The following is a 25,480-nucleotide window of genomic DNA, read 5'->3' on the forward strand; positions in this document are numbered from 1 at the left end:
TTTGTAGCGTCACGCTACCTGATGTCGTTGCGCGAGAAAGGTTTCCAGTGGCGTGACCCGACTCAATTCTTCCTGAGTACGCGCATCGTTTTCGACTTCCCACTGATCAAGGTGACGTTGCAGATTCAGCCAGAAATCAACCGAGGTGGCAAAAACCACCGCCAGCCGATAGGCCATCTCCGTAGTCAGCTTGCGATTGTTATTCACCAAAGCACTCACCGTGTTGCGGTGCACATTCAGCATATCAGCCAAATCATTTACCCTGAGGCCCAGAGGTTCAAGGAATTCGTACTGAAGTACATCACCTACGCTGGTTGGTTTACGCATTGCCTGTTTCATTGCATTCCTCTCTCCATCACGCCTGGCCTGCCCCAGCGTTTATCGATGATGTTTATAACGGTGCGGGTCGAGATACAGATCCCATGCTTTCCCATCAGTCCATTGAAAAATGAGGCGATACTGCCCGTTGATACGAATCGATGCATACCGCTGCAACGGAGGTTGCAGCATTTCAAAACGATTACCTGGCGGTGCGCGTAAATCCAGATGGCTTTTTGCTGCATGGATGATGTCGAGTTTGCGCGCGAGCGCAGTCTCAATATTGGCGGGAATACATTTGTGCGAAGTCCCATACACAAAAAATAATTGCAGCCATTCGTCCCTGAAATTCTGAATTGAACCCGCCATGTTAATCCCTGCTTTGTGCAAACCTGGCAGGAATTTATTGCACTCACGCACAGTGCACAAGTGCAACATTTAACATCATAGCGAATTGTCGAGATGGATTCCAGATTTCCTTCACACTACCCGCGTCAGCACCGCTTCGCCCTGAGCAAACGCCAGCAGATTTTCGAACACCAGGTCCGCCATTGCCGCCATGGTTTCATGGGTGCTGCTGGCAAGATGGGGGGTGATCACCACGTCATCACGCTGGCGCAGCGCTTCCGGCACCGCAGGTTCCTGTTCGAAGACATCCAGCCCGGCTCCGGCGATCTCACCAGCCTCCAGCGCGGCGATCAGCGCCTGCTCATCCACCACGCTGCCACGCGCGATGTTGATCAGAAAACCCTGCGGCCCCAGCGCGCGCAACACCTCAGCATTCACCAGATGATGCGTCGCGGCACCGCCTGGCAGCGTCAGCACCAGGAAATCTGCCCGCTGTGCCAGCGACAACAGGGAATCATGACGGGTATAAGGCACATCCGGGCGTGAACGCGGGTTGTAGTAATGAATGTCCATATCAAACGCCTGCGCGCGCTTCGCCAGATCTTTGCCAATGCCACCCAGCCCGACAATGCCGCACACTTTGCCGCCTACTTTCGTTGACAGCGGATAGCGCCCCTCGCTCTGCCATTTTCCGGCACGTGTGTAGCGGTCTGCCGCGCTGATGCGGCGGGCGACATCCAGCAACAACGCCATGCCGGTGTCGGCGACGCAGGCATTGAGCACGCCAGGGGTGTTGGTCACCACAATGCCACGCGCCTGCGCCGCAGCGGTGTTGATGGCGTCATACCCGACACCATTGCTGCAAATCACTTTCAGGTTGGGAAGTTGATTGATCAATTCAGCATTGGCCCCCATCAGGGCGTTACCGCTGGTGACCAGCGCGTCAATTTCCGCACCGTGCTGCGCCAGCCAGGCGGCCTGATCATCCTGCTGCCACAGGCGATAAGTGGTGAATTGCGCATCCAGATTGTCCTGTAAACGCGCGGGTAATAACGGCCCCTTCATCAGCACGTTAAACTGCTTTGATACCATCTTCTTTCCCCTGTTTTTTATAGGATGTGGCGGTTGATTCCTGCTCCTCACCGACACGCTCAATCGGTCCCATCACCAGCCAGAACAGCAAGGCGGCCACCACGCAGTGCGCGCCAACAAACACCAGGCCGATGCTGTAGCTGCCGGTCACACCCACGATGATGCCAAACAGCAGTGGGGTAAGGAAACCGGCGATATTCCCGATGCCGTTAAAGATGGAGCCTGCCAGGCCCACCGCTTCTTTCGGGGCGGTATCGCTGACTACCGTCCAGGTTCCCGCCCCGGCCGCCACGCCTTTGCCAAAGAAGGCAAATGACATGATGGCGATAATGCCCGCATTGCTCGGGATCACGGCGGCAAGGATTAAGGTCGCCGCCATCAGCATTCCGACGATATAAGGCGTTTTGCGCGCCCAGGAGATGCTCCAGCCGCGCGCCAGCAGTTTGTCCGAAATGTATCCGCCGCAAATCCCTCCCGCAAAGCCGAACAACGCCGGGGCGATGGTGGCAAACCCGGCATCCAGAATATTCATGCCCCGCGCCTGTACCAGGTAGATGGGAAACCAGGTAATAAAAAAGTAGCTCAGCGCGATGATGCAATACTGGCCGATATAGGCACACCACAACATGCGGTTGCTGAGCAGCTTTTTGAACATGGCTTTGCTCAGCGCCGGGCGTGCCTTGAGTGTCTGCGCGGAATCGATATCCACCAGCGCGCCGCCATCAACAATATGACGCAGTTCGTTGGCCGACACCTGTGGGTGCTGCTTCGGACTGCGCATAAAGGCCGACCAGACAAACACCGCCAGCACGCCAATACCGCCGAGCACAAAGAACGGCCACTCCCAGCCATAACGCGACACCAGCCAGCCCGACAGCGGTGAGAAGATGGCCACAGCGAAGTATTGCGCCGAACTGAACAGCGACGATGCCCGCCCACGTTCTGCGCTGGGGAACCACATAATCACCACGCGCGCGTTGGCCGGAAAGCTGGGGGCTTCAATCAGGCCGAGAACAAATCGCAGCCCAAACATCAGCACCAGCGCCGCCGTCATCCCGCTGGAAAACTCGCCGACAAAGCCCATCGCAATGGTGGAGAGCGACCAGAGCGCCAGCGTCACACCGTAGACTTTTTTGGTGCCGAAGCGGTCGAGAAACAAGCCTCCGGGGATCTGGCCGATCACATAAGCCCAGCTAAAGGCGGAGAGGATCAGACCCAGCTGGATCGCCGACAGGCCAAATTCCTCTTTGATTGCCGATCCGGAGATCGACAGGATCGAGCGGTCGGCATAGGCCACCACCGAAAGAAACAGGATCAACATCAGCATCCAGATGCGGACATGACTGGTGCGGTTAAGATTTTTTGCTTGCGACATAAGGTGAATTCCCTGGCTGTGGGAGCCTCCTGCCCCGAAATGATGTTTTCAGGAATACCGCTTAATTTTCCCTGTGCAGAAAATATAGAGAGCCAGGCAGGTAGAGGTCATTGTGCGGATGGGGGAATTGCACGGTGAATTTCGCGCCATATTTGGCGCATGCCACAAAGGGGAGTGCGGTGCTGCACAGAACCCTGAATTTCCATGCAGCAAAGTAACGGAGTGTGCGCCAGGTCGAGGAAAATACTTCGTTAGATAACTATGTGGGAACTAATTGAATGAAAACAGATGCGCGATAAATCGCGCCGCTACAACCCGCACAATCGCGCCGCTACGACCCGCACCATCCGTAACGGCGCGATTTATCGCGCAAAAAAATCAGGGATTGCGCAGCAGCGACATCATCACGATATCGTGATATTCGCCATTGCGCAGACAGGCTTTGCGCCGTACCCCTTCATGCTCAAAACCGATACGCTGGTAGAGACGCAGCGCGCGGTGATTATCATGAAACGCTTCCAGCTCGATGCGCTGCACGCCCAGCCAGTTAAAGGCGTAATCAATGCCGGTACGAATCAGTTGCTCACCGATACCGCGTCCGCTGAAAGCCGGGTCAACGCTGATACCAAAGCTGATGCCGTGGCGGGTGCGGGGGCGATGCTCGACAAACAACGTCAGTTCTCCCACCATGGTGCCGTCGATTTCGGCCACAAAGGCAATAAAACCGTCCGCATCCATTTTCTCGAACTTTTTCTCCCAGGTCGCCACACTGGGATAGGGCAATTGCGTGGTCCATTGATAGACCTCCGGCTGGCTGTAAAGGCGCTGGTAAGCTGCCGCATCGCGCGGTTCACGACCACGGATAAGCAATTCCATATCGGTTTTCTCCCTAAGTTGCACTAAGCTGAAAGACTCTATGAGACGGAAAGAGTGACGCTATGCTGTATCGCCGTTTTGAACGTTTTATCAATATTTTCCAGGATGCACCAACGGATTCGCCCCCTTCCACTGTCTGGCCGTTTTATCTCTACTATCTGCGCCAGGTGTGGCCGAGTTTTATCGCTCTGCTGGTTGTCGGGCTGGCGCAGGCGCTGATCGAAGTGGCGCTGTTCAGCTATCTCAGCCGTATTATCGATCTGGTGAACCATTCGACCCCCGCCACGTTGTTTAGCGACAACTGGCCGATTTTACTGTGGATGGGCGTCGTGGCGCTGATTCTGCGGCCCATCGTTATTGCCGTCCACGACCTGCTGGTGCATCAGAGCATCAACCCCAGCATGACCAGCATGATTCGCTGGCAGCATCACAACTACGTGCTGCGCCAGAGCCTGAATTTCTTCCAGAACGATTTTGCCGGGCGCATCGCCCAGCGCATTATGCAAACCGGCAACTCGCTGCGTGATTCTGCGGTGCAACTGGTGGACGCCATCTGGCATGTGCTGATCTATGCCGTCACATCGCTGGTGCTGTTCGCCGAAGCCGACTGGCGTTTGATGATCCCGCTGATTATCTGGCTGGTGGCTTACAGCCTGTCGCTGCGTTATTTCGTGCCACGCGTGAAGCAACGTTCCGTGGCCTCATCGGAAGCACGTTCCAAACTGATGGGCACCATTGTCGATGGCTATACCAACATTGCCACCATCAAGTTATTCGCCCACAACGACCTCGAAAAACGTTATGCGCGCGAGGCGATTCAGGAGCAAACCGACAAAACCCAGCAGGCCAGCCGGATGGTCACCAGCATGGATATCACGCTGTCGAGCCTGAATGGCCTGCTGATTGTCAGCACCTCCGGGCTGGCGCTGTGGCTGTGGAGCCAGTCGCTGATTAGCGTCGGTGCCATTGCGCTGGCGACCGGCCTGGTGATTCGTCTGGTGAATATGTCAGGCTGGATCATGTGGGTGGTGAATGGCATCTTCGAAAATATCGGCATGGTGCAGGATGGGTTGAACACCATCTCTCAGCCGCTCAGCGTGCAGGACGCGCCCGCCGCGAAGAAACTTCAGGTGACGCGCGGGCAGATCCGCTATGAAGATGTGCGTTTTGATTATGGTGGCGGTCGACAGGTGATCAATCGCCTCAACCTCAATATCAAACCAGGCGAGAAAATTGGTCTGATCGGCCCGTCGGGTGCCGGGAAATCGACCATGGTGAATCTGCTGTTGCGGCTGTACGACCTTAACGGCGGTCGCATTATGATTGATGACCAGAACATCGCCAACGTGACCCAGGAAAGCCTGCGCGGCCAGATTGGCATGATCACCCAGGATACCTCGCTGCTGCACCGTTCCATCCGGGAAAACCTGCTCTATGGCCGACCGGATGCCACCGAAGCGGAGCTGATCCAGGCGATTCACCGCGCGCGTGCCGACGAATTTATCCCGCTGCTGTCTGACCCACAGGGCCGCACCGGGCTGGATGCGCATGTCGGTGAACGCGGCGTGAAACTGTCCGGTGGCCAGCGTCAGCGTATCGCCATTGCCCGGGTGCTGCTGAAAGATGCACCGATTCTGATTATGGATGAAGCCACCTCGGCACTGGATTCCGAAGTGGAAGCAGCGATTCAGGAGAGCCTGGAAACCCTGATGCAGGGCAAAACGGTGATTGCCATCGCCCACCGCCTCTCCACCATCGCCAAAATGGATCGCCTGGTGGTGCTGGAGAAAGGTGAAATTGTCGAGATGGGCAACCACCGCGAATTGCTGACCCAGCAGGGTTTGTATGCGCGCTTATGGCAACATCAGACCGGTGGTTTTGTCGGCGTGGATTAATCGCCGCGCCGGTATGGCAGGGATTCTCGCGCCTCAACCGCCCAGGCGCGCATCCCTGCCCGTTCCTGTTGCAGAAAATCATCCACCGCAGCACGCAACCCCGGATGGCTGAGATAATGCCAGGAGTGGGTCAGCTGTGGCTCAAAGCCCCGGACCAGCTTGTGCTCGCCCTGCGCACCCGCATCAAAACGCTGTAACCCTTCCGCGATGGCGAAATCCATGCCCTGATAAAAACAGGTTTCGAAGTGCAGCCGATCAAACTCCGCCAGACAGCCCCAGTAGCGGCCATACAGGGTGTTGTTATCCACCAGACAGAACGCCATCGCCGCCTGCTGCCCCTGTAATGAGGCGATGCACACGCGGATGCTGTGCGGCATGCGTTCCGCAAGCAGGCTAAAGAAATCACGCGTCAGGTAAGGCCGCTGGCCGCGCACCGCATAGGTGTTGGCGTAGCAGGTGTAGACAAAGTCCCACTGATCTTCGCGCAGCTGATCGCCGCGATACCACTCAAAGGCGAAACCACTGCTGGCAACCTGCTCGCGCTCTTTGCGCAGCTGTTTACGCTTGCGCGACATCAGGGTATCGAGAAAATCCTGGAAATCACGGTAGCCGCGATTGTGCCAGTGATACTGGATACCCAGACGCGGCAACCAGTCCTCAGCCTGTTCCAGCAGCCCATTGGCGTGCGGCGTGGTGAAGTTGATATGGGCGCTGCTGAGCCCGTGCTGATGCAGATAATCCGGCAATTGGGCAATTACGCTGGCGGCATCGCCCAGCAGCCGAGCGCCGGTCACCGGGCTGAACGGAATCGCGCCAAGCCATTTGGGATAATAAGCAATACCCGCCCGCTGGCAGGCATCGGCCCACGCGTGGTCAAACACGTATTCGCCCCAGGAGTTGCGTTTGCGATAACCCGGCAGCGCTGCACGGATTTCTCCCTGTTCACGCCAGATAAGATGATCCGGCTGCCAGCCGCTTTCCGGCCGCACGCTGCCGCTCTCTTCCAGCGTGAGCAGAAAAGCGTGGCGTAAAAACGGTTGATCATCAGGTAATAACGCATCCCAGGTAGCGGCGCTGACGTCCGCCAGCGATGACAGGTGAAGCAAAGACATCCACGGCTCCCGGCCAGATTTAAGGCGAACCTGTAGTCAAACAGGTTTTGCTGACGGGGAAAAGGTGCAGCGCACCGAATGCCAACCGTTTTATACTCAGGCTCTTTATGTCGTCAGGAAGCGCCATGGATCGTCTTGATTGTGACCGCATGTTTGTTGCCGTGCTGGAAGTGGGCAGTTTCGCCGGTGCCGCCGCACGGCTCGGTACCAGCAGCGGCCAGGCCTCGAAGCTGGTTTCCAGACTGGAGCAGGAGCTTGGCGTGCAGCTGTTCAAACGCAGCACGCGTGCGTTGTCTCCCACCGAAGTGGGCCGGGCCTATTACGAACGGGTGAAAAGCCTGCTGGAAGCCTTTGATACGCTGGATGCTACGGTGCGTGAAAGCGCCACCACCCCAACTGGTCGCCTGAAAATCAGTGCGCCAGGCACCTTTGGCACCGCCGTGCTCGCCAGCGTACTGGTGGAGTTTGCCCGAACCTACCCGTTGATTGAACTGGATGTGAACTTCTCCGATCGTGCCGTGAATATCGTCGATGAAGGGTTCGATATGGCGATTCGCATCGGTAAGCTGGACGACAGCAGCCTGATTGCCCGTCGCCTCGGTGATGTGCCGGTACGCATAGCGGCTTCACCCGGCTATCTGCAACAGCATGGCACGCCGCAGCACTGGCGCGATCTGGCGGCCCATCAATGCATCAGCGACACCAATTTCCGCGATCCCTGGCACTGGCCGTTCGTCACGCCGTGCGGTGATAGCGTCAATATGCCGATTCGCGGACGGCTGTGTTTTTCCAATACCGAAGCCTGTATGCAGGCCGCGCTGGCCGGGCTGGGCATTGCGCGCCTGCCGGGTTTTATCGCTGCGCCCGCATTACAACGTGGTGAGATCGTCTCGCTGCTGGATGCTTTCGCCATTCCACCGCTCGGCCTGTTTGCCCTTTACCCGTCCGCCCGCCATCTGGCGCAGAAAATCCGCCTGTTGATCGACTTCCTGGCCGATCATTTCCGCCATCATCCACCGGGCTGATTCCTTCCAATATGGAAGTAATCAAAGCCAGTTTGCCCGGATTATCACCCATCCGCTCAGAGAGTAAGCTAACCAGCATCACCACAGAGGAGCAGAGCGATGTTGGTAAACGGTAAGTGGAGCGCAGAGTGGCACCCGGTTCAGGCCACCGATAAACAGGGCGGCTTTGTCCGTCAGACATCCAGTTTTCGTCACTGGATCAGCAGCGATGGCTCGACCGGGTTTGCCGCTGAGCCAGATCGCTACCATCTGTATGTGGCGTTGATTTGTCCGTGGGCCTCACGCACCCTGATTGCCCGCAGCCTGAAAGGGCTGGAGCAGGTGATTAGCGTCTCGGTGGTGGAACCGCAGCTCGGTGAGCAGGGTTGGCATTTCGGCGATTATCCCGGTGCCAACCGCGATACCCTGAACAACGCCGAATATCTGCACGAACTCTATACCCGCGCCGCTGCCGATTTCACTGGCCGCGCCACCGTACCGGTGCTGTGGGATAAAAAGACGCAGACCATCGTGAATAATGAATCCGCCGATATTCTGCGTATGCTGAACAGCGGCTTTGGATCCCTGGCCGATAACAGCATCGATCTTTATCCGGCGGATCTGCAAAGCGAGATCGACGCCCTGAACGAATCGATCTATCCACGTCTGAATAACGGCGTTTATCGCACGGGGTTCGCCACCACGCAAATCAGCTACCAACAGGCGTTTCATGATGTCTTCAGCCAGCTGGATGAGCTGGAAGAACGGCTGAGCGACGGGCGTACCTTCCTGCTGGGCGAGCAGCTGACGGAAGCGGATATCCGCCTGTTTGTCACGCTGATCCGTTTTGACGCCGCCTACCACGGGCTGTTCAAATGCAACCTGCGTCGCCTGCGCGACTATCCACAGCTCAATCGTTACCTGAAGAGTATGCTGGCGGTTTCAGGCGTGCGTCAGACAGTGAATATCGACCATATCAAACAGGGTTACTATTCAATCAAGGCACTGAATCCGAATGGTATTGTGCCGGCTGGCCCGGATATGGCGGAATACGGTTTTTAAGGAGCCGCAAGATGGCAAAAGCGTTAGTGATTTTTCTCCACGGCGTTGGCAGCAATGGTGCTGACCTGGCGGGACTTGGCCAGCACTGGGCCAGCGTGTTACCGGATGTGGCGTTCGCCTCGCCGAATGCCCCGATGCCGTTCGAACACGGAATGGGTTATCAGTGGTTCAGCCTGAACGGCGTTACCACGGAAAATCGTCCGGCGCGAGTGCGCGAAGCACGGGCCGCGTTTGATGCCACGCTGCAACCGCTGATGGCGCAGCATGGGTTTACCGATGCCTGGGATAAAGTGATTCTGGTGGGATTCTCGCAGGGTTCGATCATGGCACTCGATGCGCTGGCATCAGGCCGTCATCCGCTGGCGGGCGTGGTGGCATTTTCTGGCCGCCTGGCGTTCGATGGCGCGTTAACGCCGCAGCCGCAGACGCCAGCCCTGCTGATCCACGGCCATGCTGACGGCGTGATTCCGTGGACCGAAAGCGAATCTGCCGCACAGCGCCTGCGCTCCGCAGGGGTGACAATCGAAACCCGCTTCGAACCGACCACCGGCCATACCATTTCGTCACAGGGCGCGATGGAAGCAGCTGCGTTTATCGCCCAATGCCTGCAGGATTAAGGCCAGTAGCGATTCAGCGCTGCCCAGGCCTGTTGTGCAGCCACGCCCGGTGGCTGCGCTTTTAGCGTATCGTTAAACACTTCAATGCCGACCGGGCCGTTATAGCCTGCGCTTTTCAACTTATCGACAAAACGCTCCACCTCGATGATACCGTCGCCAGGCAGTAAACGCTGGTGGCGTGCCATATCGATAATGGCGTCTTTATTCGGCGGCGGCAGCGCCGCCATATCACACAGCTGAACTTCATAGATGCGATCGGCGGGGATACCATCGAGCTGGGCAGCGTCGCCCCCCAGGGCGCAGATGTGGAACAAATCGACCACCAGGCCGATATTGGGTTGATCCAGCCGTTGCAGCCGTTCCCACGCCAGCGGCAGGGTGTTATCGACACTGCACCACGCCATCGGCTCATACATGATGCGCATCTTGTGACGTGCCGCTTCCGAGGCCATCCAGCGCAGATCTTCATCAATACGCTCAGCCAGACAATCTTCCCGCGTGGTGGCCGGAGCCTGAATGGTGTCGCAGCCCAGGGCCTGGGCAATCTGAATAAACTGACGCAATTCTTCGCGCTTTTGCTGGCGTTCGCGATCCGGTGCACCGGTGAAATCGCGTAATACCTGCAAATTGGTAAACCGGAGTTGCTGCTCTGCGGCCAATTGCGCCAGCGCCAGCGTCCCCTGCGCGCTGGCCTGTACATCTTCACGCCAGATTTCAACCTGATCAAAGCCAGCCGCACGCGCCGCGCGCAATTTCTGTTCTGGCTCACCGTTTAACAACACCAGGTTAAGGAATTTGGGGTGACTACTCATCAACGGGCTCCTTAATCGTCCGGATAAATCGGTGACAAATTCTGTGCGTCACGCGCACAGAACTCTGACCAGTATCTACCTCTTAATGGTTATTTCAAGCGTCCCGTTTATCCCAGCAGATTGACGACGGCGAAACCGGCGAAGGTCATCAACAGGGAGCCGATCACATGCACCATCACACTCGACATCGCCCACAGGTATTTACCGCTTTGCAGCAGCACCACAATCTCTGCTGAGAAGGTTGAAAACGTGGTCAGGCCGCCGCACAGGCCGGTAACAATCAGCAGCTTCCATGTCGGGTCGAGATGTGGGTTGCGGATAAAATACGCCATCGCTGCGCCAATGATAAATCCACCCGCCAGGTTAACCAGCAGGGTGCCAGGCGGCAGATTCGGGAACAAAGTATTAAAACGAAGCGAGATCAGCCAGCGTAATGAACAACCAACGGCACCGCCGAGCATAACTGCCAACAACGACTTAAACATATTTATGAAGCTCCTGAGATGTGGAACGCGCAGGGCCGCGGCAGGACAGAAAAACGCCTGACACACCGCCGTCTCCCGCGCAGGGATACGAGTGTTGTCAGGCGTCATCAGCCGTCTGTTACCAGAACGGCGGTTGGGAAAGGTGGCACGCCATCACCTTAGGCGGATGATAATACGCTGGCTGTTGCTGGCAGACAATATGTGACCGGCAACAAGGTGTTAGATAAAACGCCACGTAAATAGCGCCTTCGCAATCACCCATTTTTGTTTTACCTTGCCAGAAACGAACGGGAGATCCCAATGCGCAGCCTGATTTTTGATACTGATATCGGCGTGGATGACGCCTTTGCGCTGGCCTATGCCGCGCGCACCCAGCATTTGCTGGGCATCACCACGGTGTTTGGCAATGTGGCGGTCGGCCAGGCGGTAAAAAATGCCCGGCTGTTTTGCGAGAAAATGGGGATTGATGCACCGGTTTATCGCGGCTGCTCACGTCCGCTGGCGCTGGCCCCATCGGCACCGGCGCGTCTGCATGGTGAAGATGGTCTGGGGGATGCCTTTACCAATAACCATAGCGACCAGGCCCCCAGCGCGGTGCAGTTCATCATCGATAGCGTGCGCGCCCGTCCTCACGCCATCACCCTGGTGGCGATTGGCCCGCTGACCAACATCGCCTGCGCGATTAACCAGGCCCCGGATATTATTCCGCTGGTGAAAGAACTGGTGATTATGGGTGGCGCTTTTGGCACCGACGGTCACAGCGGTAACGTGACGCCTTTCGCGGAATTTAATATCTGGAAAGACCCACATGCCGCTGATCAGGTGCTGGCGTCAAAGCTGCCAGTGGTGATGGTGCCGCTGGATGTCACCCATAAGGTGTTGATTACCGGCGCAGAAGTGCACCAGCTTAATCAGCCGGTACTGAGCGCCATCTGCCGACCGTATCTGGCGTATAGCCTGGAGAAAGAAGGATTTGATGGTATGGCGCTGCACGACACGCTGACCCTTTCCTGGCTGGCGTTGCCGCATGCTTTCCACCTGACGGAAGCACCGGTACGGGTGGTGACCGAGGGCATCAGCAGCGGCCAGACGTTGCGTCGCCTGAACGCCCTCGCCTCACGCCACGATCCTTTCGCCGGATTGCGCGCGCAGCGCCTGTGTCTGGGGGTAGAAGCTGACGCGGTGCGCCAGCATTTTTTCGCCACCTTGCAGGCATAATCCCGGATCCCAGGTGCCCGGTTTGTACCTTTATGCCGACCTGGCTTAACGCGCGAAGTGGATAACGCCTTTGATTAACTCGCGGTTGTTGATCACGTCAGGTTCAAAGGTTTCCGCCAGGGTGGAGAAATCGTAATGACGATTGAGCATCATGTCGGCACGTAGCTGACCGGTTGCCATCAGTTCGCGCACTTTATCGAAATCTTCGCGTGTGGCGTTACGGCTGCCCATCAGCGTGGTTTCCTTTTTGTGGAACTCGGTATCCGGGATCACCAAATCGCCTTTGTGCAGGCCGACATACACGATGGTGCCACCGTGACGAATCAGTTTCACCGCACCGTTCATCGCCGCCGGGCTGCCGGTGGCGTCAATCACCTTTGCCGCCAGTCGGCCACCAAACTGCGCGCGCAGGCTGGCGTCGAAATCTGCGTCCAGCGGGTTGATGGTGGTCAGATTAAGATGTTGCGTGACATGCGCCCGACGTTGCTCGCTGGTATCGGCGACCACCACCTGTGCCCCCGCAGCGGCGGCGATGGCGGCAACCCCGAGACCAATCGGCCCGGCTCCAACCACCAGCACCTGTTCATCTGCCGCCACTGCCGCACGACGCACCGCGTGGGCGCTGATGGCAAAAGGTTCAATCAACGCTGCCGCTTCCACCGCCACATCATCCACCGCCAGTAAGTTGTTTTGCGGCACGCTCAGAAATTCACAGAAGCCGCCATCCTGATGCACGCCAATCACCGAGATGTTTTCACAGCAGTTAGTTTTGCCGCTCTGGCAGGCATCGCACTGCTGACAGGAAACATAAGGGATCAGCGCCACACGCTGTCCGGGGGTAAAACCGCTGGCCCCACTGCCCAGAGCCACCACTTCGCCACACAGCTCATGGCCAAGCACGCGCGGATAGCTAAAGAACGGCTGATTACCCGCCCAGGCGTGAATATCGGTGCCGCAAATCCCGGCGGTAATGGGTTTGATCAGGACCTCGTGTGCTGCGGGGGTGGGTCTGGGACGCTGCTGCCACACCATGCTACGGGGTTCCATTACCACCAGGGTTTTCATGCTTGTCATAGGTTTCTCCTGTGCTGATGTCGCAGTTATGGCGAAAATCGATGTTAACGGCTTGTTGCGCGCACGGAAGTGTGAAGCAACACGATTTTTTTGGGCTTTCGATGGTTTTTAATAAATAAAAAACCGGAGCCTGCCATGAGCCGAAGCCAGAATCTGCGCCAGAACGTGATCAACCAAATGCTGGAAGGCATTGCCCAGCGCCATATTCGTTCGCCCTTACCACCGCAGGCGGCGCTGGCGGAAATGTTCAATATCAGCCGCACCACGGTGCGCCATACCCTGCATTACCTGCATCAACGGGGTGTGCTGGAAAAGGTGGATGAGACTTACGTCATCGTGCGTGATCCCGGCGACGAAGACGGTTTCAATGCCCTCACTCCGCCCATCGAGCAACAGGCAGCGCAATTTGAGCAGACGTTTTTTAATCTGATCAACCAGCGGCTGCTGATGCCCGGCGATACCTTTACCGAGTTGCAACTGGCGCAGCGGGTGAAAGTCAGCCCGGTGGTGGTGCGGGAATTTCTGTTGCGGTTTATGCGCTATAACCTGCTGGAGCCGGTAAAACGCGGCCAGTGGCGCATGAAGAAGTTCGATCAGGATTACGCGGAAAAACTGTTTGAACTGCGGGAAATGTTAGAAACCCACGCGCTGAACCGCTTTCTCAATCTGGCGTCGCATGACGAGCGCTGGATTCAGGCGCGCGATTTACTTGACCGCCATCGTGCGATGCGTGACACCATCGCCAGCGATTATCGCCGCTTCGCTGCACTGGATAAGGAGATGCATTCGCTGATCCTCTCCGCCGCTAATAACCCGTTTTTCAATCAGTCACTGGAGATTATCTCAGTGATTTTTCACTCGCATTATCAATGGGATGAAAGCGATCTGAAACAGCGAAACATTGTGGCTCTCGAAGAACATATGGCGATTCTCACCGCGCTGATTAGCCGCCAGGATGTGGAAGCCCTGTGCGCCCTGCACGCCCACCTTGGCACCGCGAAAAGCTCGATGATCCGTTCAATCCGTCAGTACAATTAAAAACCGATTAAAAACCACAAAGCATTATCTCCCGCACGAATCAGAAACATCTTTGCAACATCCTGTCACCTTTGCTTCTAGTCTCGGACCCATCTGTTGAGGTCGCATCAGTTGGCGACCACAGAATCCCACACTGCCTGATAACGATAAGTACCCAGCTCCGGGAGGTTGCAATGGAAAATACATCAGCGCGTGGTCGCGAGACAGCGCCAGCCCCAGCCGCAGATAGACGTGATTTCGTCCCCGCTCGTGGCGATGTGGTGCGCTCACCGCGCATCAAAAAGATTCAGGTGACAGCGATGTTGTTGCTGCTGTTTGCCGCCGTCATTAACTATCTCGACCGCAGTTCGCTGTCGGTGGCCAATATGACCATTCGCGGTGAGCTGGGTCTGTCAGCCACCGAGATTGGCGTGCTGCTGTCGGCGTTTTCGCTGGCTTACGGTCTGGCGCAGCTGCCGTGTGGTGCGCTGCTGGATCGCAAAGGTCCACGCATCATGCTGGCACTGGGGATGTTCTTCTGGTCGCTGTTCCAGGCGGCAGCGGGGATGGTGCATAACTTTACCCAGTTTATCCTGGTGCGCATCGGCCTCGGCATTGGCGAAGCGCCGATGAACCCGTGCGGCGTGAAGGTGATTAACGACTGGTTCAACATTAAAGATCGCGGCATGCCGATGGGGATGTTTAACGCCGCGTCGATGATTGGCCTGTCTATCGCCCCGCCGATTCTGGCGGCAATGATGCTGGTGCTGGGCTGGCGTGGCATGTTTGTCACTATCGGTGTGCTGGGTATGTTCCTCGCCATCGGCTGGTATCTGGCTTATCGCAACCGTGACAACAGCAAGCTGAGCGCAGAAGAGATCCACTATTTGCAGGCGGGCAGCGTCGCGTCACGTAAAGAACCGATCAGCTTTGCCGAGTGGCGCGGGCTGTTTAAGCAGCGCACCATGTGGGGCATGATGATTGGTTTCAGCGGCATCAACTACACTGCGTGGCTGTATATCGCCTGGTTGCCGGGTTACCTGCAATCCACCTATAACCTCGACCTGAAAAGCACCGGTTTACTGGCGGCGATTCCGTTCCTGTTCGGTGCGGCGGGTATGCTGCTGAACGGTTATGTGGTGGATGCGCTGGTACGTCGTGGTATGGACGCGGTGAAGGTGCGTAAAGTGAGTATTGTCTGCGGCATGTTGCTGTCTGCGGCATTCACCGCCTTCGTGACCCGCGCTACCGACACCACCAGTGCGGTAACGTTAATCGGCATGGCGCTGTTTTGTATCCATTTTGCCGGTACATCCTGCTGGGGTTTGATTCACGCTAACGTTACCGCCCGTATGACCGCTTCGGTCGGCAGTATCCAGAACTTTGCCAGCTTTGTGTTTGCTTCGTTTGCTCCGGTGATCACCGGCTGGGTGCTGGATACCACGAAATCTTTCAGCCTGGCGCTGATGATTTGTGCCGGTGTGACGGTAGTGGGGGCGCTGGCGTATCTGCTGCTGGTGCGTAAGCCGATTACCGATGGGGTATGATTTTAGGTTCTGTCCGTAAGCCCCCGTGCTATCTGAATTGCGCGATAAATCGCGCCGCTACGACAGCGTGCAGATTAATCGCGCAAAAAAGCAATGGATAAATCAACGGAAAGCAAAAGTCGTGCAGCGGGGCTGGAGCGCCATCCGAACTCGCTGAGCGAGGGAACGATTCCAGGATGAGCCGCATGGATGCGGCGAAAGGCGGCGTTGAGCAGGAGCGAATCGACGCCGGTCCGTCGGAAGCGTGAGTAAGCGAAGGCACCGCGAAGCGGCGAGGAAGGCGGCGCAGGGCCAGGGAATGCAAAGGGCGCGGCCCAGGGCGCCCTTTGCTCGGTCGCCGCACCGGCGAACTGAAACTGCCTCAGTCTGTGGCGAACGAAATAACCTCGTAGCGAACGAAACGCCCCCTACGGTTTCACCGTAAAAAACCTCGACTCGCACTGCCGTGCAATCTCCCACAACTTATCACGAATCACCTGTTTCAGTTGCAGGGTGGATTGTGACTGCGGGCGGTCGCGGCGGCTGATCAGCATCACCTCAAACGGCAACGGCTGCGCCACGGGCAGCAGCTTGAGTTGGTCGGCATAGCGACAGGCAGTGAACAGATCCACCACCCCCACGCCGCCGCCCGCCAGCACCATATCGGCAATCACGGAATACGTTTTGATCGACAGCGATACCGCCGGTGTCAGCCCCTTATCGCGCAGCGCCCGGTGCAGCACCCGTCCCAGCGGGTCCTGGCTTTGCATCATCAGCAGATTATTGGCACACAGCCATTCGAGCGTGACCGGTTCGTTGTGGGTGTGATCCCGTGGCAGCAACGCCACCATCGAGGATTGAAACAGCGGCTCGGCCAGCAGGTTGGCATCCACCTGCTGACCAAATACCAGCGCGAAATCGAGCTGATTTTCGAGAATGCTACGGCACAGGGTGCTGAAATGTTCGGTAACCAGTTCCACGCTGACCGATGCGGCCTGCTGTCGCCAGGTCACCAGCGCCGGAGCCAGCACCATCTGACCAAACGCATGAGCCGCTCCCACGCGTACCGTCTGTCCCTCGCCACGGCGCAGCTGCTCCGTCAGTTGCGTAATCGCCTGCAACCTTTGATACAGCTCCTCCACTTCCGGCAGCAGACGCCGCCCCTCCGCCGTGACAATCATTCCCTGCGCCCGCCGCTCGAACAGCGCAAAACCGAGTTGTTGCTCGGCGTGATTCAGCACCCGGCTGACATTCGGCTGCGAGACATTGAGCAGGCGCGCGGCACCGCTGATGCTGCCGCTCTGCACTATCGCCTGAAACACCTCAATATGTCGCAATCGCATGATTATTCACCCCAGGTCGCTTCGAGTACCCGCAGCCAGTTGCCGTAACAAATTTTCTCCAGCAACGCCTGCGAATAGCCTCGCGCCGCCAGGGCATCCACCAGCAGCGGGAAACCCGCCACATCTTTCATATCGCCCGGCATGGTTGCACCATCGAGGTCGGAACCAAAACCGACTCCGTCCTCACCCACTTTTTCCAGCAGATACTCCACATGACGCACGATGGCATCGACCGTGGTCGGGGCATGGCGATCGCCATCTTCACGCAGGAACGGCACCGCAAAGTTAACCCCCACAAACCCCTGGGTTTCAGCGATGGCCGCCAGCTGACGATCGGTGAGGTTACGTGACTGGGCGCTTAACACATGAGCATTGGAGTGGCTCGCCACCAGCGGCGCATCGCTGATTTCGGCGGTATGCCAGAACCCTTTTTCATCCATGTGCGACAGGTCAACCATGATGCGGCGCTGATTACAGTCGCGCACCAGCTGCTTGCCCGCCGCCGTCAGGCCGTTGCCAATATCTGGCGAAGAGGGATAGCGGAACGGCACCCCATCGCCAAACTGATTAGGACGGCTCCACAGTGGGCCGAGGGTGCGCAACCCGCTGGCGTAAAGAATATCCAGCAGCTCGCCGTGGGTATCCAGCGCTTCCGCCCCTTCAATATGCATCACCACGGCCAGCACGTTGTTGGCCATGCACTGACGAATCTCACGCACGCTGCGACAAATCTTCACCTGCCCCTGCGACGCCTGCTCAATACGCAGTAACAACGCCAGCATGGAAAAGGTGGCATCGCGCGCAGTGCCAATAATTTCTTCAGGAAATTCTGAGAGGTCTGGCGCACTTCTTGCAACTAGCGGGTGTGATGGCACCCAGGTGGCAAAAATCCCACCTACCATATTTCCCTGGCGGATGCGGGGAAAATCCATCTGCCCCGATTCGGTGCCATTCAGGAAAGCATTTACCGCGTCAGGCTGATGGTGTTGCCACAGTTTGTTCAGGACATCGTTATGACCATCAAAAACCGGGATGGAAAGTCGGTTGGCGTTACGCAAGTCAGACATGTTGTACCCGTTTCATGTGCAGGAGAAAGCGCAAGCGCTGCCAGCTGGCGGAGCAAAATGCACCAAAATAAGGCAAGCGCCTGGGCGTGAAACAAAAGGCTTAATGCCTGTTATTAATCCCCCTGCCAGGCGGGAAAGTCAAGACAAAAAACAGCAAAAATAGAATATTTTATTTTAATAATCAACAAGTTGGGAGTTTGCATGGTTACCAGAAGACGTTTTCTTGCAGGATGCACCGCCGTACCGTTCCTTTCGTATCTCAGCCTCAATTCTGCCTTCGGTGCCACCCCGCCCAGCATGCTGGTCATGGCCATGCAGCTGGACAACATTACCAGCCTCGATCCGCACGAAAGTTTTGAAGCCATCGGCGGCCAGATCTGCGGCAACCTCTATCAGAAGCTGGTGATGCCCGATCCGCAGCAGGCCGACAAAGTGATTGGCTCGCTGGCAAAAAGCTGGGATGCCAGCAGCGACAATAGCGTTTACACCTTCCATCTCGATCCGGCGGCAAAATTTGCCGATGGCTCACCGGTGACCGCCGAAGATGTCGCCTTCTCCATCGAACGTATCGTAAAACTGGATAAAAGCCCGGCATTTATTATCAACCAGTTTGGCTTCACCAAAGACAACGTCACCCAGTTGGTGACGGCGAAAGATACCCACACCGTGGAGATGAAACTGGGTGCGCCGGCCGCCGAGACGTTCCTGTTGTATTGCCTGTCGGCCACCGTCGGCAGCATCGTGTCGAAGAAAGCCTGTCTGGCGAACCAGCAAAACAATGACTTCGGCAACGGCTGGCTGAAACAGCACAGCGCCGGTTCCGGTGCCTTTACCCTGCGCACCTGGAACGCCAGCGAAACGGTGATTCTGGAACTCAGCCCGCAGTTTACTGGCGAGACCAAAATCAAACGCGTGATCCTGAAACATATCGCCGACCCGGCAGCGCAGGCGCTGATGGTGCAAAAAGGTGATGTGGATGCGGCCTATGACCTGACCACCGAACAATTGTTGCAGGTGAAAAACGACCCGAAAGTGACGCTGGTCAATCAGTCGCTCTCGGCGATTATGCTGATGTCGTGCAACACCAATAACCAATACCTGAAAAAGCCGCAGGTGTGGCAGGCGCTGAAATGGGCGCTGGATTATGACAGCATCCAGAAAAACATTCTGTCGATGAGTTTTACCACCCACCAAAGTTTCCTGCCAAGTGGCTTCCCGGCAGCGCTGGACGATACCCCGTTCCATAAAGATCTCAGCAAAGCCAAAGCGCTGCTGGCGGAAGCAGGTTATCCGGATGGTTTCGAAATCACCCTTGATCACTACTCGGTGCAGCCGTACCCGGATATCGCCCAGGCGATTCAGACCCAGCTGGGTGCGATTGGCATCAAAGTGTCGCTGATCGCCGCCGAAAACCGCCAGGTACTGACCAAGATGCGCGCCCGTCAGCATCAGCTGGCCCTTACCGTGTGGGGCGCGGATTATTTCGATCCCAATTCCAACACCGAAGCGTTCTGCGTCAACACCGACAACAGCGACAACGCACGCAACCGCACCCTGGCCTGGCGTTGCAGCTGGTCTGACGATGAGTTCAACAAGCTGACCGAGCAGGCGCTGCACGAACCCGACGCGGCCAAACGTATCGCCCTGTATCACCAGATTCAGCAACTGGGACGCGAGAAGAGTCCGTTTATCTACATGATGCAGCGAACGCGCAACATTGCCTGTACCAAAAATATCAGTGATGTCCACATGACGGTGCTGGAACAGTGGCCGTATGACCAGGTGAAAAAAGCCTGATGCCGTTACTGAAGAAAATCGTCAGCACCCTGAGCAGCCTGGTGCTGACGCTGTTTGGCCTGTCGGTTTTGACCTTTTTCATTGGCCGCGTGATGCCCACCGATCCGGTGCTGGCAGCGGTCGGTGATAACGCACCTCAGTCGGTGGTGGAGCGCGTGCGTGCGGAGATGGGGCTGGATCAGCCCCTTTACATCCAGTTTGGTCATTACCTCAATCAGCTGTTACATGGCGATCTCGGCAAATCGATTCTGACCTCCAACCCGGTCACCACCGATATCGCCCGTTTCTTCCCTGCCACCATGGAGCTGGCGACCGCCGCGATTATTATCGCCGCGCTGATCGGCATTCCCCTTGGCGTCTGGGCGGCGGTGCGCCAGAGCAGCTGGGTGGATCAGACCATCCGCGTGATTTGCCTCGCCGGTCATTCGCTGCCGGTGTTCGTGCTGGCGCTGCTGAGCCTGCTGGTGTTCTACGCGGTGCTGGGCATTGCGCCGGGGCCGGGGCGGCAGGACATCATCTGGCAGGATATGGTGCCGCAGGTCACCGGCTTCCTCACCATTGATTCCCTGCTGGCGGGGGAATATGACGCCTTCCGCGATGCGCTGGCGCATATGGTGCAACCGGTATTGATCCTCGCCTATTTCAGCATGGCTTACATCACGCGTATGACGCGCACCTTTATGCTCAACGCCCTGAGCGGCGAGTTTGTCATCACCGCGCGCGCCAAAGGTTTGTCTTCGCGCCGCGTGATTTGGCGACATGCTTTTCCCACTGTGGCGGTGCAATTGGTGACGGTACTGGCGCTGACCTACGCCGGATTGCTGGAAGGCGCGGTGGTGACGGAAAACGTCTTTGCCTGGCCGGGCCTTGGGCAGTATCTCACCACCTCGCTAATGAACGCCGATATGAACCCGGTGGTCGGCTCGACCCTTCTGGTGGGCACCGTGTATGTGCTGCTCAATCTGCTGGCTGACATTCTCTATCGACTTTGGGACCCGCGCGTAAAATGATCTTTTTCTCTCGTGACTGGCTGCTGGATGACACCCCGGCCAACCGCCGTCAGGCGGTGTGGGGCCGTCGTTATCGCCTGTGGCTTAGCCTGCGCAGTAACCCGCTGGCGATGGCGGGTCTGCTGGTAATTTTACTGATGCTGCTGCTGGCGCTGTTTGCTCCGCTGCTGACGCCGTTCGATCCCGGCACCCAGCATCTCGATAACCGTCTGGCCCTGCCATCGATGGCGCACTGGCTCGGTACCGATGAGCTGGGACGCGATGTCTGGACGCGCATTATCTATGGCGGACGCACCACGCTCGGCATGGTGATTGCCGTGGTGGTGTTGACGGCTCCGCTCGGTCTGCTGATTGGCTGTATCGCCGGTTATGCCGGTGGGATTGTCGATAAGGCGCTGATGCGTCTGACCGATATCTTCCTCGCCTTTCCGCGTCTGATTCTGGCACTAGCGTTTGTGGCCGCCCTGAAGCCAGGCGTGGAGAGCGCGGTACTGGCGATCGCCCTTACTGCCTGGCCGCCGTATGCGCGTCTGGCACGTGCCGAGACCCTGCAATTCCGCCACAGCGATTTTATCGCTGCCAGCCGCCTGACCGGTGCGTCACCGCTGCGCATTATCCTGCGTCATATCATGCCGCTGTGCGTGCCCAGTCTGATTGTGCGCGTCACTCTCGACATGAGCGCCATCATCATCACTGCCGCCAGTCTCGGCTTTCTCGGCATGGGGGCGCAGCCGCCCTCGCCGGAATGGGGCACGATGATCGCCACCGCCCGTCGTTTTCTGTTCAGCCAATGGTGGGTGCCGCTGATGCCGTGTATCGCGATTTTCCTGACGTCGCTGGCGTTTAACTTTCTTGGCGACGGTCTGCGCGACGTGCTGGACCCGAAGGAGCGCTAAATGCTGGTGGAAATTGACAACCTGCGCATTGCCTTTCGCAATCGCACAGAAACCTTTGAAGCAGTACGCGGCGTCAGCTTTAGCGTGGGACGCGAGAAGTTTGCCATCGTCGGCGAAAGTGGCTCCGGCAAATCCCTGACGGCGCGCAGCCTGATGCAGCTGCTGCCGGGCAATGCCGAGGTGACAGCGGATGTGCTGCGCTTTGACGGTATCGACCTGCGCGGTGCCAGCGAGAAAGTGCTGCGGCAGATTCGCGGCAAGCGCGTCGGTTTTATCTTGCAGGACCCGAAGTATTCGCTCAATCCGGTGATGCCCATCGGCCAGCAGATTGCCGAAGCCTGGCGCGAGCATAAGGGCGGCAGCAAAAAAGCAGCGATGCAGGCGGCGATTGACCTGCTGGAGCAGGTGAAAATCCGCGATCCCGCCGTGGTGGCGAAGCGCTATCCACACGAGGTATCCGGTGGCATGGGCCAGCGCGTGATGATTGCCATGATGCTGGCACCAGACCCGGAACTGCTAATCGCCGATGAACCCACCAGCGCGCTGGATGCCACGGTACAGGCGGAGATCCTGCGGCTGATTGACGATCTGGTTTCCGCGCGCGGCATGGGGTTGATCCTGATCAGCCACGATCTGCCGCTGGTATCGCATTTCTGCGATCGCGTGGCGGTGATGTATGCCGGGCGTATCGTCGAGCTGCTGGAAGCCGGGCAGCTGCAACAGGCGCAGCATCCCTATACCCGCGGCCTGCTGGCCTGTCTGCCATCGCTGCGCCACCCGCGTGAGCGTCTGCCGGTGTTGCAACGTGACGCGGCGTGGCGGGATTAATTGTGCATAACCGGGTATTGCGCGATAAATCGCGCCGCTACGGTATGTGCGTAATGTAAATACGATATTACTGACCACCGCACCACGTTGTAGCGGCGCGATTTATCGCGCATCCGGAGCGGTGGTTCAAAAGCAGGCAACAACATGATTCAAATCGATAATCTGCGCATCGCCTTTGGTGCGCACACGGTGGTGAAAGACGTCAGCTTTGCGGTCGGCAATGGCGAGAGCTTTGGCCTGGTTGGTGAAAGCGGCTCCGGTAAATCCACCATTCTGCGCGCCCTCGCCGGACTCAATCAGGACTGGCAGGGCAGCATGATCTTCGGCGGTCAGGCGCTGAGCGCCAAACGCAGCCGCGCTTTTTATCGTCAGGTGCAGATGGTGTTTCAGGACCCGTTCGGTTCGCTGCATCCACGCCAGACCATTGACCGCATCCTGCACGAACCGCTGCTGGTACATCGGCTCGATCGCGCCGAGCAGCGCATCAGCCAGGCGCTGAACGAAGTCGGTCTGCCTGCGGCGGTGCGTTTCCGTTATCCCCACCAGCTTTCCGGCGGGCAGCGCCAGCGCGTCGCCATTGCCCGGGCGCTGATTGCCGAGCCGGAAGTGCTGCTGCTGGATGAACCGACCTCGGCGCTGGATGTTTCGGTGCAGGCGGAAATCCTTAATTTACTTAGCGATCTTCGCAGTGAACGCAAACTGACCTACATTATGGTGACACACAACCTCGCGGTGGTGACGCACCTGTGTCAGCGTATTGGCGTGATGCAGCATGGCGAGATGGTGGAGCAGCTGAGCGCGGATGACCTGCGCGCCCGGCGCATCCAGCATCCGCACACCGCGCAACTTTTTGATCTCAGCATGACGCTGGAGGAACCGGCATGACAGCCCACTGGCAACAGGCCGCAGACATTGCAGAATCGATCGTTCAAAGCTGGCAGCAACCCGGTGCGCCGGGCGGTGCCATCGTACTGTTTGATGCCCACCATATTCACTCCGCGCATTGCGCCGGGCTGGCGGATCTGGCCCAGCAAACGCCGTTCAGCATTGATAGCGTGGTGCGCTTTGCATCCATCACCAAACATCTGTTCGCGGCGCTGGTCACCGGCCCTGGCCGCCGTTACCTGCAACTGGATGACCGACTCGACCAGCATCTGCCGCAGCTGACCGGGGCCAATGGTGCCGTCACCGTCGGCCAGGCGCTGGATATGAGCAGCGGACTGCCGGATGTGCGCGAAACCCTGTCGCTGCTGGGCTTATCGGTGTACAACGCCACCACCGCCGCCGATTTGCTCGATTTCCTGGCGCGCGAAGGCGACCTCAGTTACCCGCCGGGCAGCGAGATTTCTTACACCAACACCGGTTACCGGCTGGTGGAAGAAGCGCTGAAAGCCAAAGGGGTGCTGTTCAACGATTTGCTGCAACAATATGTTTGTGAACCGCTGGATATCAATCTGACCGCACCTGAAAGCTGGTTCGATATCGTGCCAGGCCTGGTGCCGGGTTACTGGAACAATGGCGAGCAATGGCAGCTGTCCAGCGCCGGTCTGCATCTGTCGGCCTCCGGCAGTGTCACCGGCAGCCTGCGCCATCTGACGCGCTGGCTGCAAAGCCTGCTGGCGGGTAGCGGGCCGGGCGCAGGGGTACTGCAACGGCTGAGCGCACCACGCAATCTCAACGATGGGCGTACCAGCGGCTACGGCCTCGGCCTGACCAGCTCCACCCTCGGCAGCCAGACCCTGTTTGGTCACGGCGGTTCCCATGCTGGCTACAAAAGCTATTTCCTGCTGCACCCGGAACTGAAAATCGGTGTGGCGCTGGTGGCGAACCGCGAGGACGTCACCACCTCGGAAAGCGCCCTGCGCATTCTGGCTGCGGCGCTGGGCCGCACATTACCGGAAAAAGGCCACGATCTGACGCCGGGTTTCTATGTGGCACCGGATGCCGCCGACTGGCTGGAGATCAAAGGCGTCACCGCCACCTGGCTGGGCGCGGGCGAAACCCTGTGGCGCGATGAACGTCATGGCGATGCGGTGTCGCTTTCCAGCACTTTCCCGATGCAGTTACGTCATGAAGGTGAAGCGATTGTCGGGGAGATCGGCCATGCGCCACGCCGCTTTGTGCCGGTCCAGCCGGACAACGCCAGTCTGGACAACCTGCAGGGGCGCTGGTTTGCCGCGCAGTGGCGTAGCGAAATGGTGATTGCGGGCGAGACGCTGACCATGGGGATTGGCCCGGCGGCGATTCGTGCCACGCTGCAATCGCTGGGCGGTGACCGGGTACTGGCCACCGCGATGGATGGCCCGTGGGAAAAACGCTTTGTGCTGGCGCGCAGTGGCGATAGCGTGCGGCTGCTGCTGAATCGCAGCCGCGTGGTGACGTTTACGCGCTATTAACCAGGTCGGCATGAAGGTACGACCGGGCACATGGGTAACAGATCAGACCGGGCACATAGGTAACACATTTGTGCTCAGTCTATCCGGATAATACGTCTTTCAGACCGGTCGTAATACGCCAGGATCAGCCTGTCGAAGAGGATGACGTCCAGACCGTCATCCACTTCAACGAACCGCACATATTCTCCTCTCAGCGCTGCACTCACGAACAGCCTTCCTCCCAGACAGATATCTCCTTTTATTCCCACAAGGCGCAACTTCGACCCTTCCGGATAGCTCACCTCTGGCACTTTGCCATCCCACTGCCGTGCT

The 25,480-nt window shown here is 57.8% G+C and carries 24 protein-coding genes, 1 pseudogene and 1 riboswitch; of the genes and pseudogenes, 13 read left to right on the forward strand and 12 right to left on the reverse strand.

The window, feature by feature from the left end:
* Positions 1-9 precede the first annotated feature (9 nt).
* The 5 genes from CUN67_RS19030 to CUN67_RS19050 all read right to left on the reverse strand — a co-directional run bounded on the left by CUN67_RS19030 (position 10) and on the right by CUN67_RS19050 (position 4,009).
* Positions 10-339: a HigA family addiction module antitoxin gene (locus tag CUN67_RS19030; RefSeq protein WP_208716825.1), complete on the reverse strand. Its 330-nt coding sequence runs from the start codon at positions 337-339 to the stop codon at positions 10-12.
* A 39-nt stretch (positions 340-378) separates the two neighbouring features.
* A complete protein-coding gene (locus tag CUN67_RS19035; protein ID WP_208716826.1) occupies positions 379-687 on the reverse strand; it encodes a type II toxin-antitoxin system RelE/ParE family toxin in 309 nt (102 codons plus the stop codon).
* Positions 688-798: 111 nt separating this feature from the next.
* Positions 799-1,758, reverse strand: a complete 960-nt coding sequence (locus CUN67_RS19040) for a 2-hydroxyacid dehydrogenase (RefSeq protein ID WP_208716827.1) — start codon at positions 1,756-1,758, stop codon at positions 799-801.
* Positions 1,739-3,133, reverse strand: coding sequence for an MFS transporter (locus CUN67_RS19045; protein ID WP_208716828.1), 1,395 nt, complete (start codon positions 3,131-3,133; stop codon positions 1,739-1,741). The genes CUN67_RS19040 and CUN67_RS19045 overlap by 20 nt, the downstream gene beginning before the upstream one ends.
* A 378-nt stretch (positions 3,134-3,511) precedes the next feature.
* A complete protein-coding gene (locus CUN67_RS19050) occupies positions 3,512-4,009 on the reverse strand; it encodes a GNAT family N-acetyltransferase (protein ID WP_208716829.1) in 498 nt (165 codons plus the stop codon).
* 62 nt (positions 4,010-4,071) lie between these two features.
* On the opposite strand from CUN67_RS19050, the gene CUN67_RS19055 reads away from it, so the two are divergent.
* The gene (locus CUN67_RS19055; protein ID WP_208716830.1) at positions 4,072-5,904 is read left to right on the forward strand and encodes an ABC transporter ATP-binding protein; all 1,833 of its coding nucleotides are present in this window, start codon (positions 4,072-4,074) and stop codon (positions 5,902-5,904) included.
* On the opposite strand, the gene CUN67_RS19060 is transcribed toward CUN67_RS19055, so the two are convergent.
* Positions 5,901-7,016: a GNAT family N-acetyltransferase gene (locus CUN67_RS19060; protein ID WP_208716831.1), complete on the reverse strand. Its 1,116-nt coding sequence runs from the start codon at positions 7,014-7,016 to the stop codon at positions 5,901-5,903. The two genes, CUN67_RS19055 and CUN67_RS19060, sit on opposite strands and share 4 nt — an antisense overlap.
* Before the next feature lie 125 nt (positions 7,017-7,141).
* Here CUN67_RS19060 and CUN67_RS19065 point away from each other — a divergent pair, with 125 nt between their 5' ends.
* The 3 genes from CUN67_RS19065 (at position 7,142) to CUN67_RS19075 (ending at position 9,699) form a co-directional block, all read left to right on the forward strand.
* Positions 7,142-8,041, forward strand: coding sequence for a LysR family transcriptional regulator (locus tag CUN67_RS19065; protein ID WP_208716832.1), 900 nt, complete (start codon positions 7,142-7,144; stop codon positions 8,039-8,041).
* Between the two features lie 99 nt (positions 8,042-8,140).
* On the forward strand, positions 8,141-9,082 hold the full coding sequence (locus CUN67_RS19070) for a glutathione S-transferase family protein (protein ID WP_208716833.1): 942 nt from the start codon (positions 8,141-8,143) through the stop codon (positions 9,080-9,082).
* 11 nt (positions 9,083-9,093) lie between these two features.
* The gene (locus CUN67_RS19075; protein ID WP_208716834.1) at positions 9,094-9,699 is read left to right on the forward strand and encodes an alpha/beta hydrolase; all 606 of its coding nucleotides are present in this window, start codon (positions 9,094-9,096) and stop codon (positions 9,697-9,699) included.
* On the opposite strand, the gene CUN67_RS19080 is transcribed toward CUN67_RS19075, so the two are convergent.
* Positions 9,696-10,511, reverse strand: a complete 816-nt coding sequence (locus CUN67_RS19080) for a sugar phosphate isomerase/epimerase family protein (RefSeq protein ID WP_208716835.1) — start codon at positions 10,509-10,511, stop codon at positions 9,696-9,698. The genes CUN67_RS19075 and CUN67_RS19080 overlap by 4 nt on opposite strands.
* A gap of 107 nt (positions 10,512-10,618) precedes the next feature.
* Entirely contained in the window at positions 10,619-10,996 is a 378-nt protein-coding gene (gene crcB / locus CUN67_RS19085; RefSeq protein WP_208716836.1) for a fluoride efflux transporter CrcB, read from the reverse strand.
* 91 nt (positions 10,997-11,087) lie between these two features.
* Positions 11,088-11,163, reverse strand: a riboswitch (Fluoride riboswitch).
* Between the two features lie 133 nt (positions 11,164-11,296).
* Here crcB and CUN67_RS19090 point away from each other — a divergent pair.
* Positions 11,297-12,214, forward strand: coding sequence for a nucleoside hydrolase (locus CUN67_RS19090; RefSeq protein WP_208716837.1), 918 nt, complete (start codon positions 11,297-11,299; stop codon positions 12,212-12,214).
* 45 nt (positions 12,215-12,259) lie between these two features.
* Here CUN67_RS19090 and CUN67_RS19095 read toward each other — a convergent pair whose 3' ends face one another.
* Positions 12,260-13,288: a zinc-binding alcohol dehydrogenase family protein gene (locus CUN67_RS19095; protein ID WP_208716838.1), complete on the reverse strand. Its 1,029-nt coding sequence runs from the start codon at positions 13,286-13,288 to the stop codon at positions 12,260-12,262.
* A 135-nt stretch (positions 13,289-13,423) separates the two neighbouring features.
* Here CUN67_RS19095 and CUN67_RS19100 point away from each other — a divergent pair, with 135 nt between their 5' ends.
* Positions 13,424-14,326 carry a GntR family transcriptional regulator gene (locus CUN67_RS19100; RefSeq protein ID WP_208716839.1) on the forward strand — a complete coding sequence of 301 codons (903 nt, stop codon included), beginning with the start codon at positions 13,424-13,426 and terminating at the stop codon, positions 14,324-14,326.
* Positions 14,327-14,499: 173 nt separating this feature from the next.
* The gene (locus CUN67_RS19105; RefSeq protein WP_208716840.1) at positions 14,500-15,852 is read left to right on the forward strand and encodes an MFS transporter; all 1,353 of its coding nucleotides are present in this window, start codon (positions 14,500-14,502) and stop codon (positions 15,850-15,852) included.
* Between the two features lie 407 nt (positions 15,853-16,259).
* Here CUN67_RS19105 and CUN67_RS19110 read toward each other — a convergent pair whose 3' ends face one another.
* Positions 16,260-17,174, reverse strand: a complete 915-nt coding sequence (locus tag CUN67_RS19110; RefSeq protein WP_208716841.1) for a LysR family transcriptional regulator — start codon at positions 17,172-17,174, stop codon at positions 16,260-16,262.
* Between the two features lie 2 nt (positions 17,175-17,176).
* A complete protein-coding gene (locus CUN67_RS19115; protein ID WP_208716842.1) occupies positions 17,177-18,241 on the reverse strand; it encodes a dipeptidase in 1,065 nt (354 codons plus the stop codon).
* A gap of 201 nt (positions 18,242-18,442) precedes the next feature.
* Here CUN67_RS19115 and CUN67_RS19120 point away from each other — a divergent pair, with 201 nt between their 5' ends.
* The 6 genes from CUN67_RS19120 to CUN67_RS19145 all read left to right on the forward strand — a co-directional run bounded on the left by CUN67_RS19120 (position 18,443) and on the right by CUN67_RS19145 (position 25,168).
* Complete coding sequence (locus CUN67_RS19120) at positions 18,443-20,038, forward strand: ABC transporter substrate-binding protein (protein WP_208716843.1); 1,596 nt, start codon at positions 18,443-18,445, stop codon at positions 20,036-20,038.
* Positions 20,038-21,048 (forward strand): ABC transporter permease, encoded by a 1,011-nt coding sequence (locus CUN67_RS19125; RefSeq protein WP_208716844.1) that lies wholly within the window; start codon positions 20,038-20,040, stop codon positions 21,046-21,048. The genes CUN67_RS19120 and CUN67_RS19125 overlap by 1 nt, the downstream gene beginning before the upstream one ends.
* Positions 21,045-21,944 (forward strand): ABC transporter permease, encoded by a 900-nt coding sequence (locus tag CUN67_RS19130; protein ID WP_208716845.1) that lies wholly within the window; start codon positions 21,045-21,047, stop codon positions 21,942-21,944. Before CUN67_RS19125 ends, CUN67_RS19130 begins: the two co-directional genes overlap by 4 nt.
* The gene (locus tag CUN67_RS19135; RefSeq protein ID WP_208716846.1) at positions 21,945-22,772 is read left to right on the forward strand and encodes an ABC transporter ATP-binding protein; all 828 of its coding nucleotides are present in this window, start codon (positions 21,945-21,947) and stop codon (positions 22,770-22,772) included.
* Between the two features lie 144 nt (positions 22,773-22,916).
* Complete coding sequence (locus tag CUN67_RS19140) at positions 22,917-23,657, forward strand: ABC transporter ATP-binding protein (protein WP_208716847.1); 741 nt, start codon at positions 22,917-22,919, stop codon at positions 23,655-23,657.
* Positions 23,654-25,168 (forward strand): serine hydrolase domain-containing protein, encoded by a 1,515-nt coding sequence (locus tag CUN67_RS19145; RefSeq protein WP_208716848.1) that lies wholly within the window; start codon positions 23,654-23,656, stop codon positions 25,166-25,168. Before CUN67_RS19140 ends, CUN67_RS19145 begins: the two co-directional genes overlap by 4 nt.
* 74 nt (positions 25,169-25,242) lie before the next feature.
* On the opposite strand, the pseudogene CUN67_RS30285 reads toward CUN67_RS19145, so the two are convergent.
* Positions 25,243-25,480, reverse strand: a pseudogene (locus CUN67_RS30285) (integrase core domain-containing protein); the annotation flags it as partial.

The organism is Pantoea cypripedii, assembly GCF_011395035.1.
In the GTDB taxonomy this organism is placed as follows: Bacteria; Pseudomonadota; Gammaproteobacteria; order Enterobacterales; family Enterobacteriaceae; genus Pantoea; species Pantoea cypripedii_A.

Excerpts from the sequence above, each read along its gene's own strand:
- CUN67_RS19095 (WP_208716838.1), bottom strand. The coding sequence starts at position 13,288 with ATGACAAGCATGAAAACCCTGGTGGTAATGGAACCCCGTAGCATGGTG.
- CUN67_RS19065 (WP_208716832.1), top strand. The coding sequence starts at position 7,142 with ATGGATCGTCTTGATTGTGACCGCATGTTTGTTGCCGTGCTGGAAGTG.
- CUN67_RS19050 (WP_208716829.1), bottom strand. The coding sequence starts at position 4,009 with ATGGAATTGCTTATCCGTGGTCGTGAACCGCGCGATGCGGCAGCTTAC.
- CUN67_RS19070 (WP_208716833.1), top strand. The coding sequence starts at position 8,141 with ATGTTGGTAAACGGTAAGTGGAGCGCAGAGTGGCACCCGGTTCAGGCC.
- CUN67_RS19110 (WP_208716841.1), bottom strand. The coding sequence starts at position 17,174 with ATGCGATTGCGACATATTGAGGTGTTTCAGGCGATAGTGCAGAGCGGC.
- CUN67_RS19100 (WP_208716839.1), top strand. The coding sequence starts at position 13,424 with ATGAGCCGAAGCCAGAATCTGCGCCAGAACGTGATCAACCAAATGCTG.
- CUN67_RS19040 (WP_208716827.1), bottom strand. The coding sequence starts at position 1,758 with ATGGTATCAAAGCAGTTTAACGTGCTGATGAAGGGGCCGTTATTACCC.
- CUN67_RS19045 (WP_208716828.1), bottom strand. The coding sequence starts at position 3,133 with ATGTCGCAAGCAAAAAATCTTAACCGCACCAGTCATGTCCGCATCTGG.
- crcB (WP_208716836.1), bottom strand. The coding sequence starts at position 10,996 with ATGTTTAAGTCGTTGTTGGCAGTTATGCTCGGCGGTGCCGTTGGTTGT.
- CUN67_RS19135 (WP_208716846.1), top strand. The coding sequence starts at position 21,945 with ATGCTGGTGGAAATTGACAACCTGCGCATTGCCTTTCGCAATCGCACA.
- CUN67_RS19105 (WP_208716840.1), top strand. The coding sequence starts at position 14,500 with ATGGAAAATACATCAGCGCGTGGTCGCGAGACAGCGCCAGCCCCAGCC.
- CUN67_RS19030 (WP_208716825.1), bottom strand. The coding sequence starts at position 339 with ATGAAACAGGCAATGCGTAAACCAACCAGCGTAGGTGATGTACTTCAG.
- CUN67_RS19115 (WP_208716842.1), bottom strand. The coding sequence starts at position 18,241 with ATGTCTGACTTGCGTAACGCCAACCGACTTTCCATCCCGGTTTTTGAT.
- CUN67_RS19035 (WP_208716826.1), bottom strand. The coding sequence starts at position 687 with ATGGCGGGTTCAATTCAGAATTTCAGGGACGAATGGCTGCAATTATTT.
- CUN67_RS19130 (WP_208716845.1), top strand. The coding sequence starts at position 21,045 with ATGATCTTTTTCTCTCGTGACTGGCTGCTGGATGACACCCCGGCCAAC.
- CUN67_RS19060 (WP_208716831.1), bottom strand. The coding sequence starts at position 7,016 with ATGTCTTTGCTTCACCTGTCATCGCTGGCGGACGTCAGCGCCGCTACC.
- CUN67_RS19080 (WP_208716835.1), bottom strand. The coding sequence starts at position 10,511 with ATGAGTAGTCACCCCAAATTCCTTAACCTGGTGTTGTTAAACGGTGAG.
- CUN67_RS19055 (WP_208716830.1), top strand. The coding sequence starts at position 4,072 with ATGCTGTATCGCCGTTTTGAACGTTTTATCAATATTTTCCAGGATGCA.
- CUN67_RS19120 (WP_208716843.1), top strand. The coding sequence starts at position 18,443 with ATGGTTACCAGAAGACGTTTTCTTGCAGGATGCACCGCCGTACCGTTC.
- CUN67_RS19090 (WP_208716837.1), top strand. The coding sequence starts at position 11,297 with ATGCGCAGCCTGATTTTTGATACTGATATCGGCGTGGATGACGCCTTT.
- CUN67_RS19140 (WP_208716847.1), top strand. The coding sequence starts at position 22,917 with ATGATTCAAATCGATAATCTGCGCATCGCCTTTGGTGCGCACACGGTG.
- CUN67_RS19125 (WP_208716844.1), top strand. The coding sequence starts at position 20,038 with ATGCCGTTACTGAAGAAAATCGTCAGCACCCTGAGCAGCCTGGTGCTG.
- CUN67_RS19145 (WP_208716848.1), top strand. The coding sequence starts at position 23,654 with ATGACAGCCCACTGGCAACAGGCCGCAGACATTGCAGAATCGATCGTT.
- CUN67_RS19075 (WP_208716834.1), top strand. The coding sequence starts at position 9,094 with ATGGCAAAAGCGTTAGTGATTTTTCTCCACGGCGTTGGCAGCAATGGT.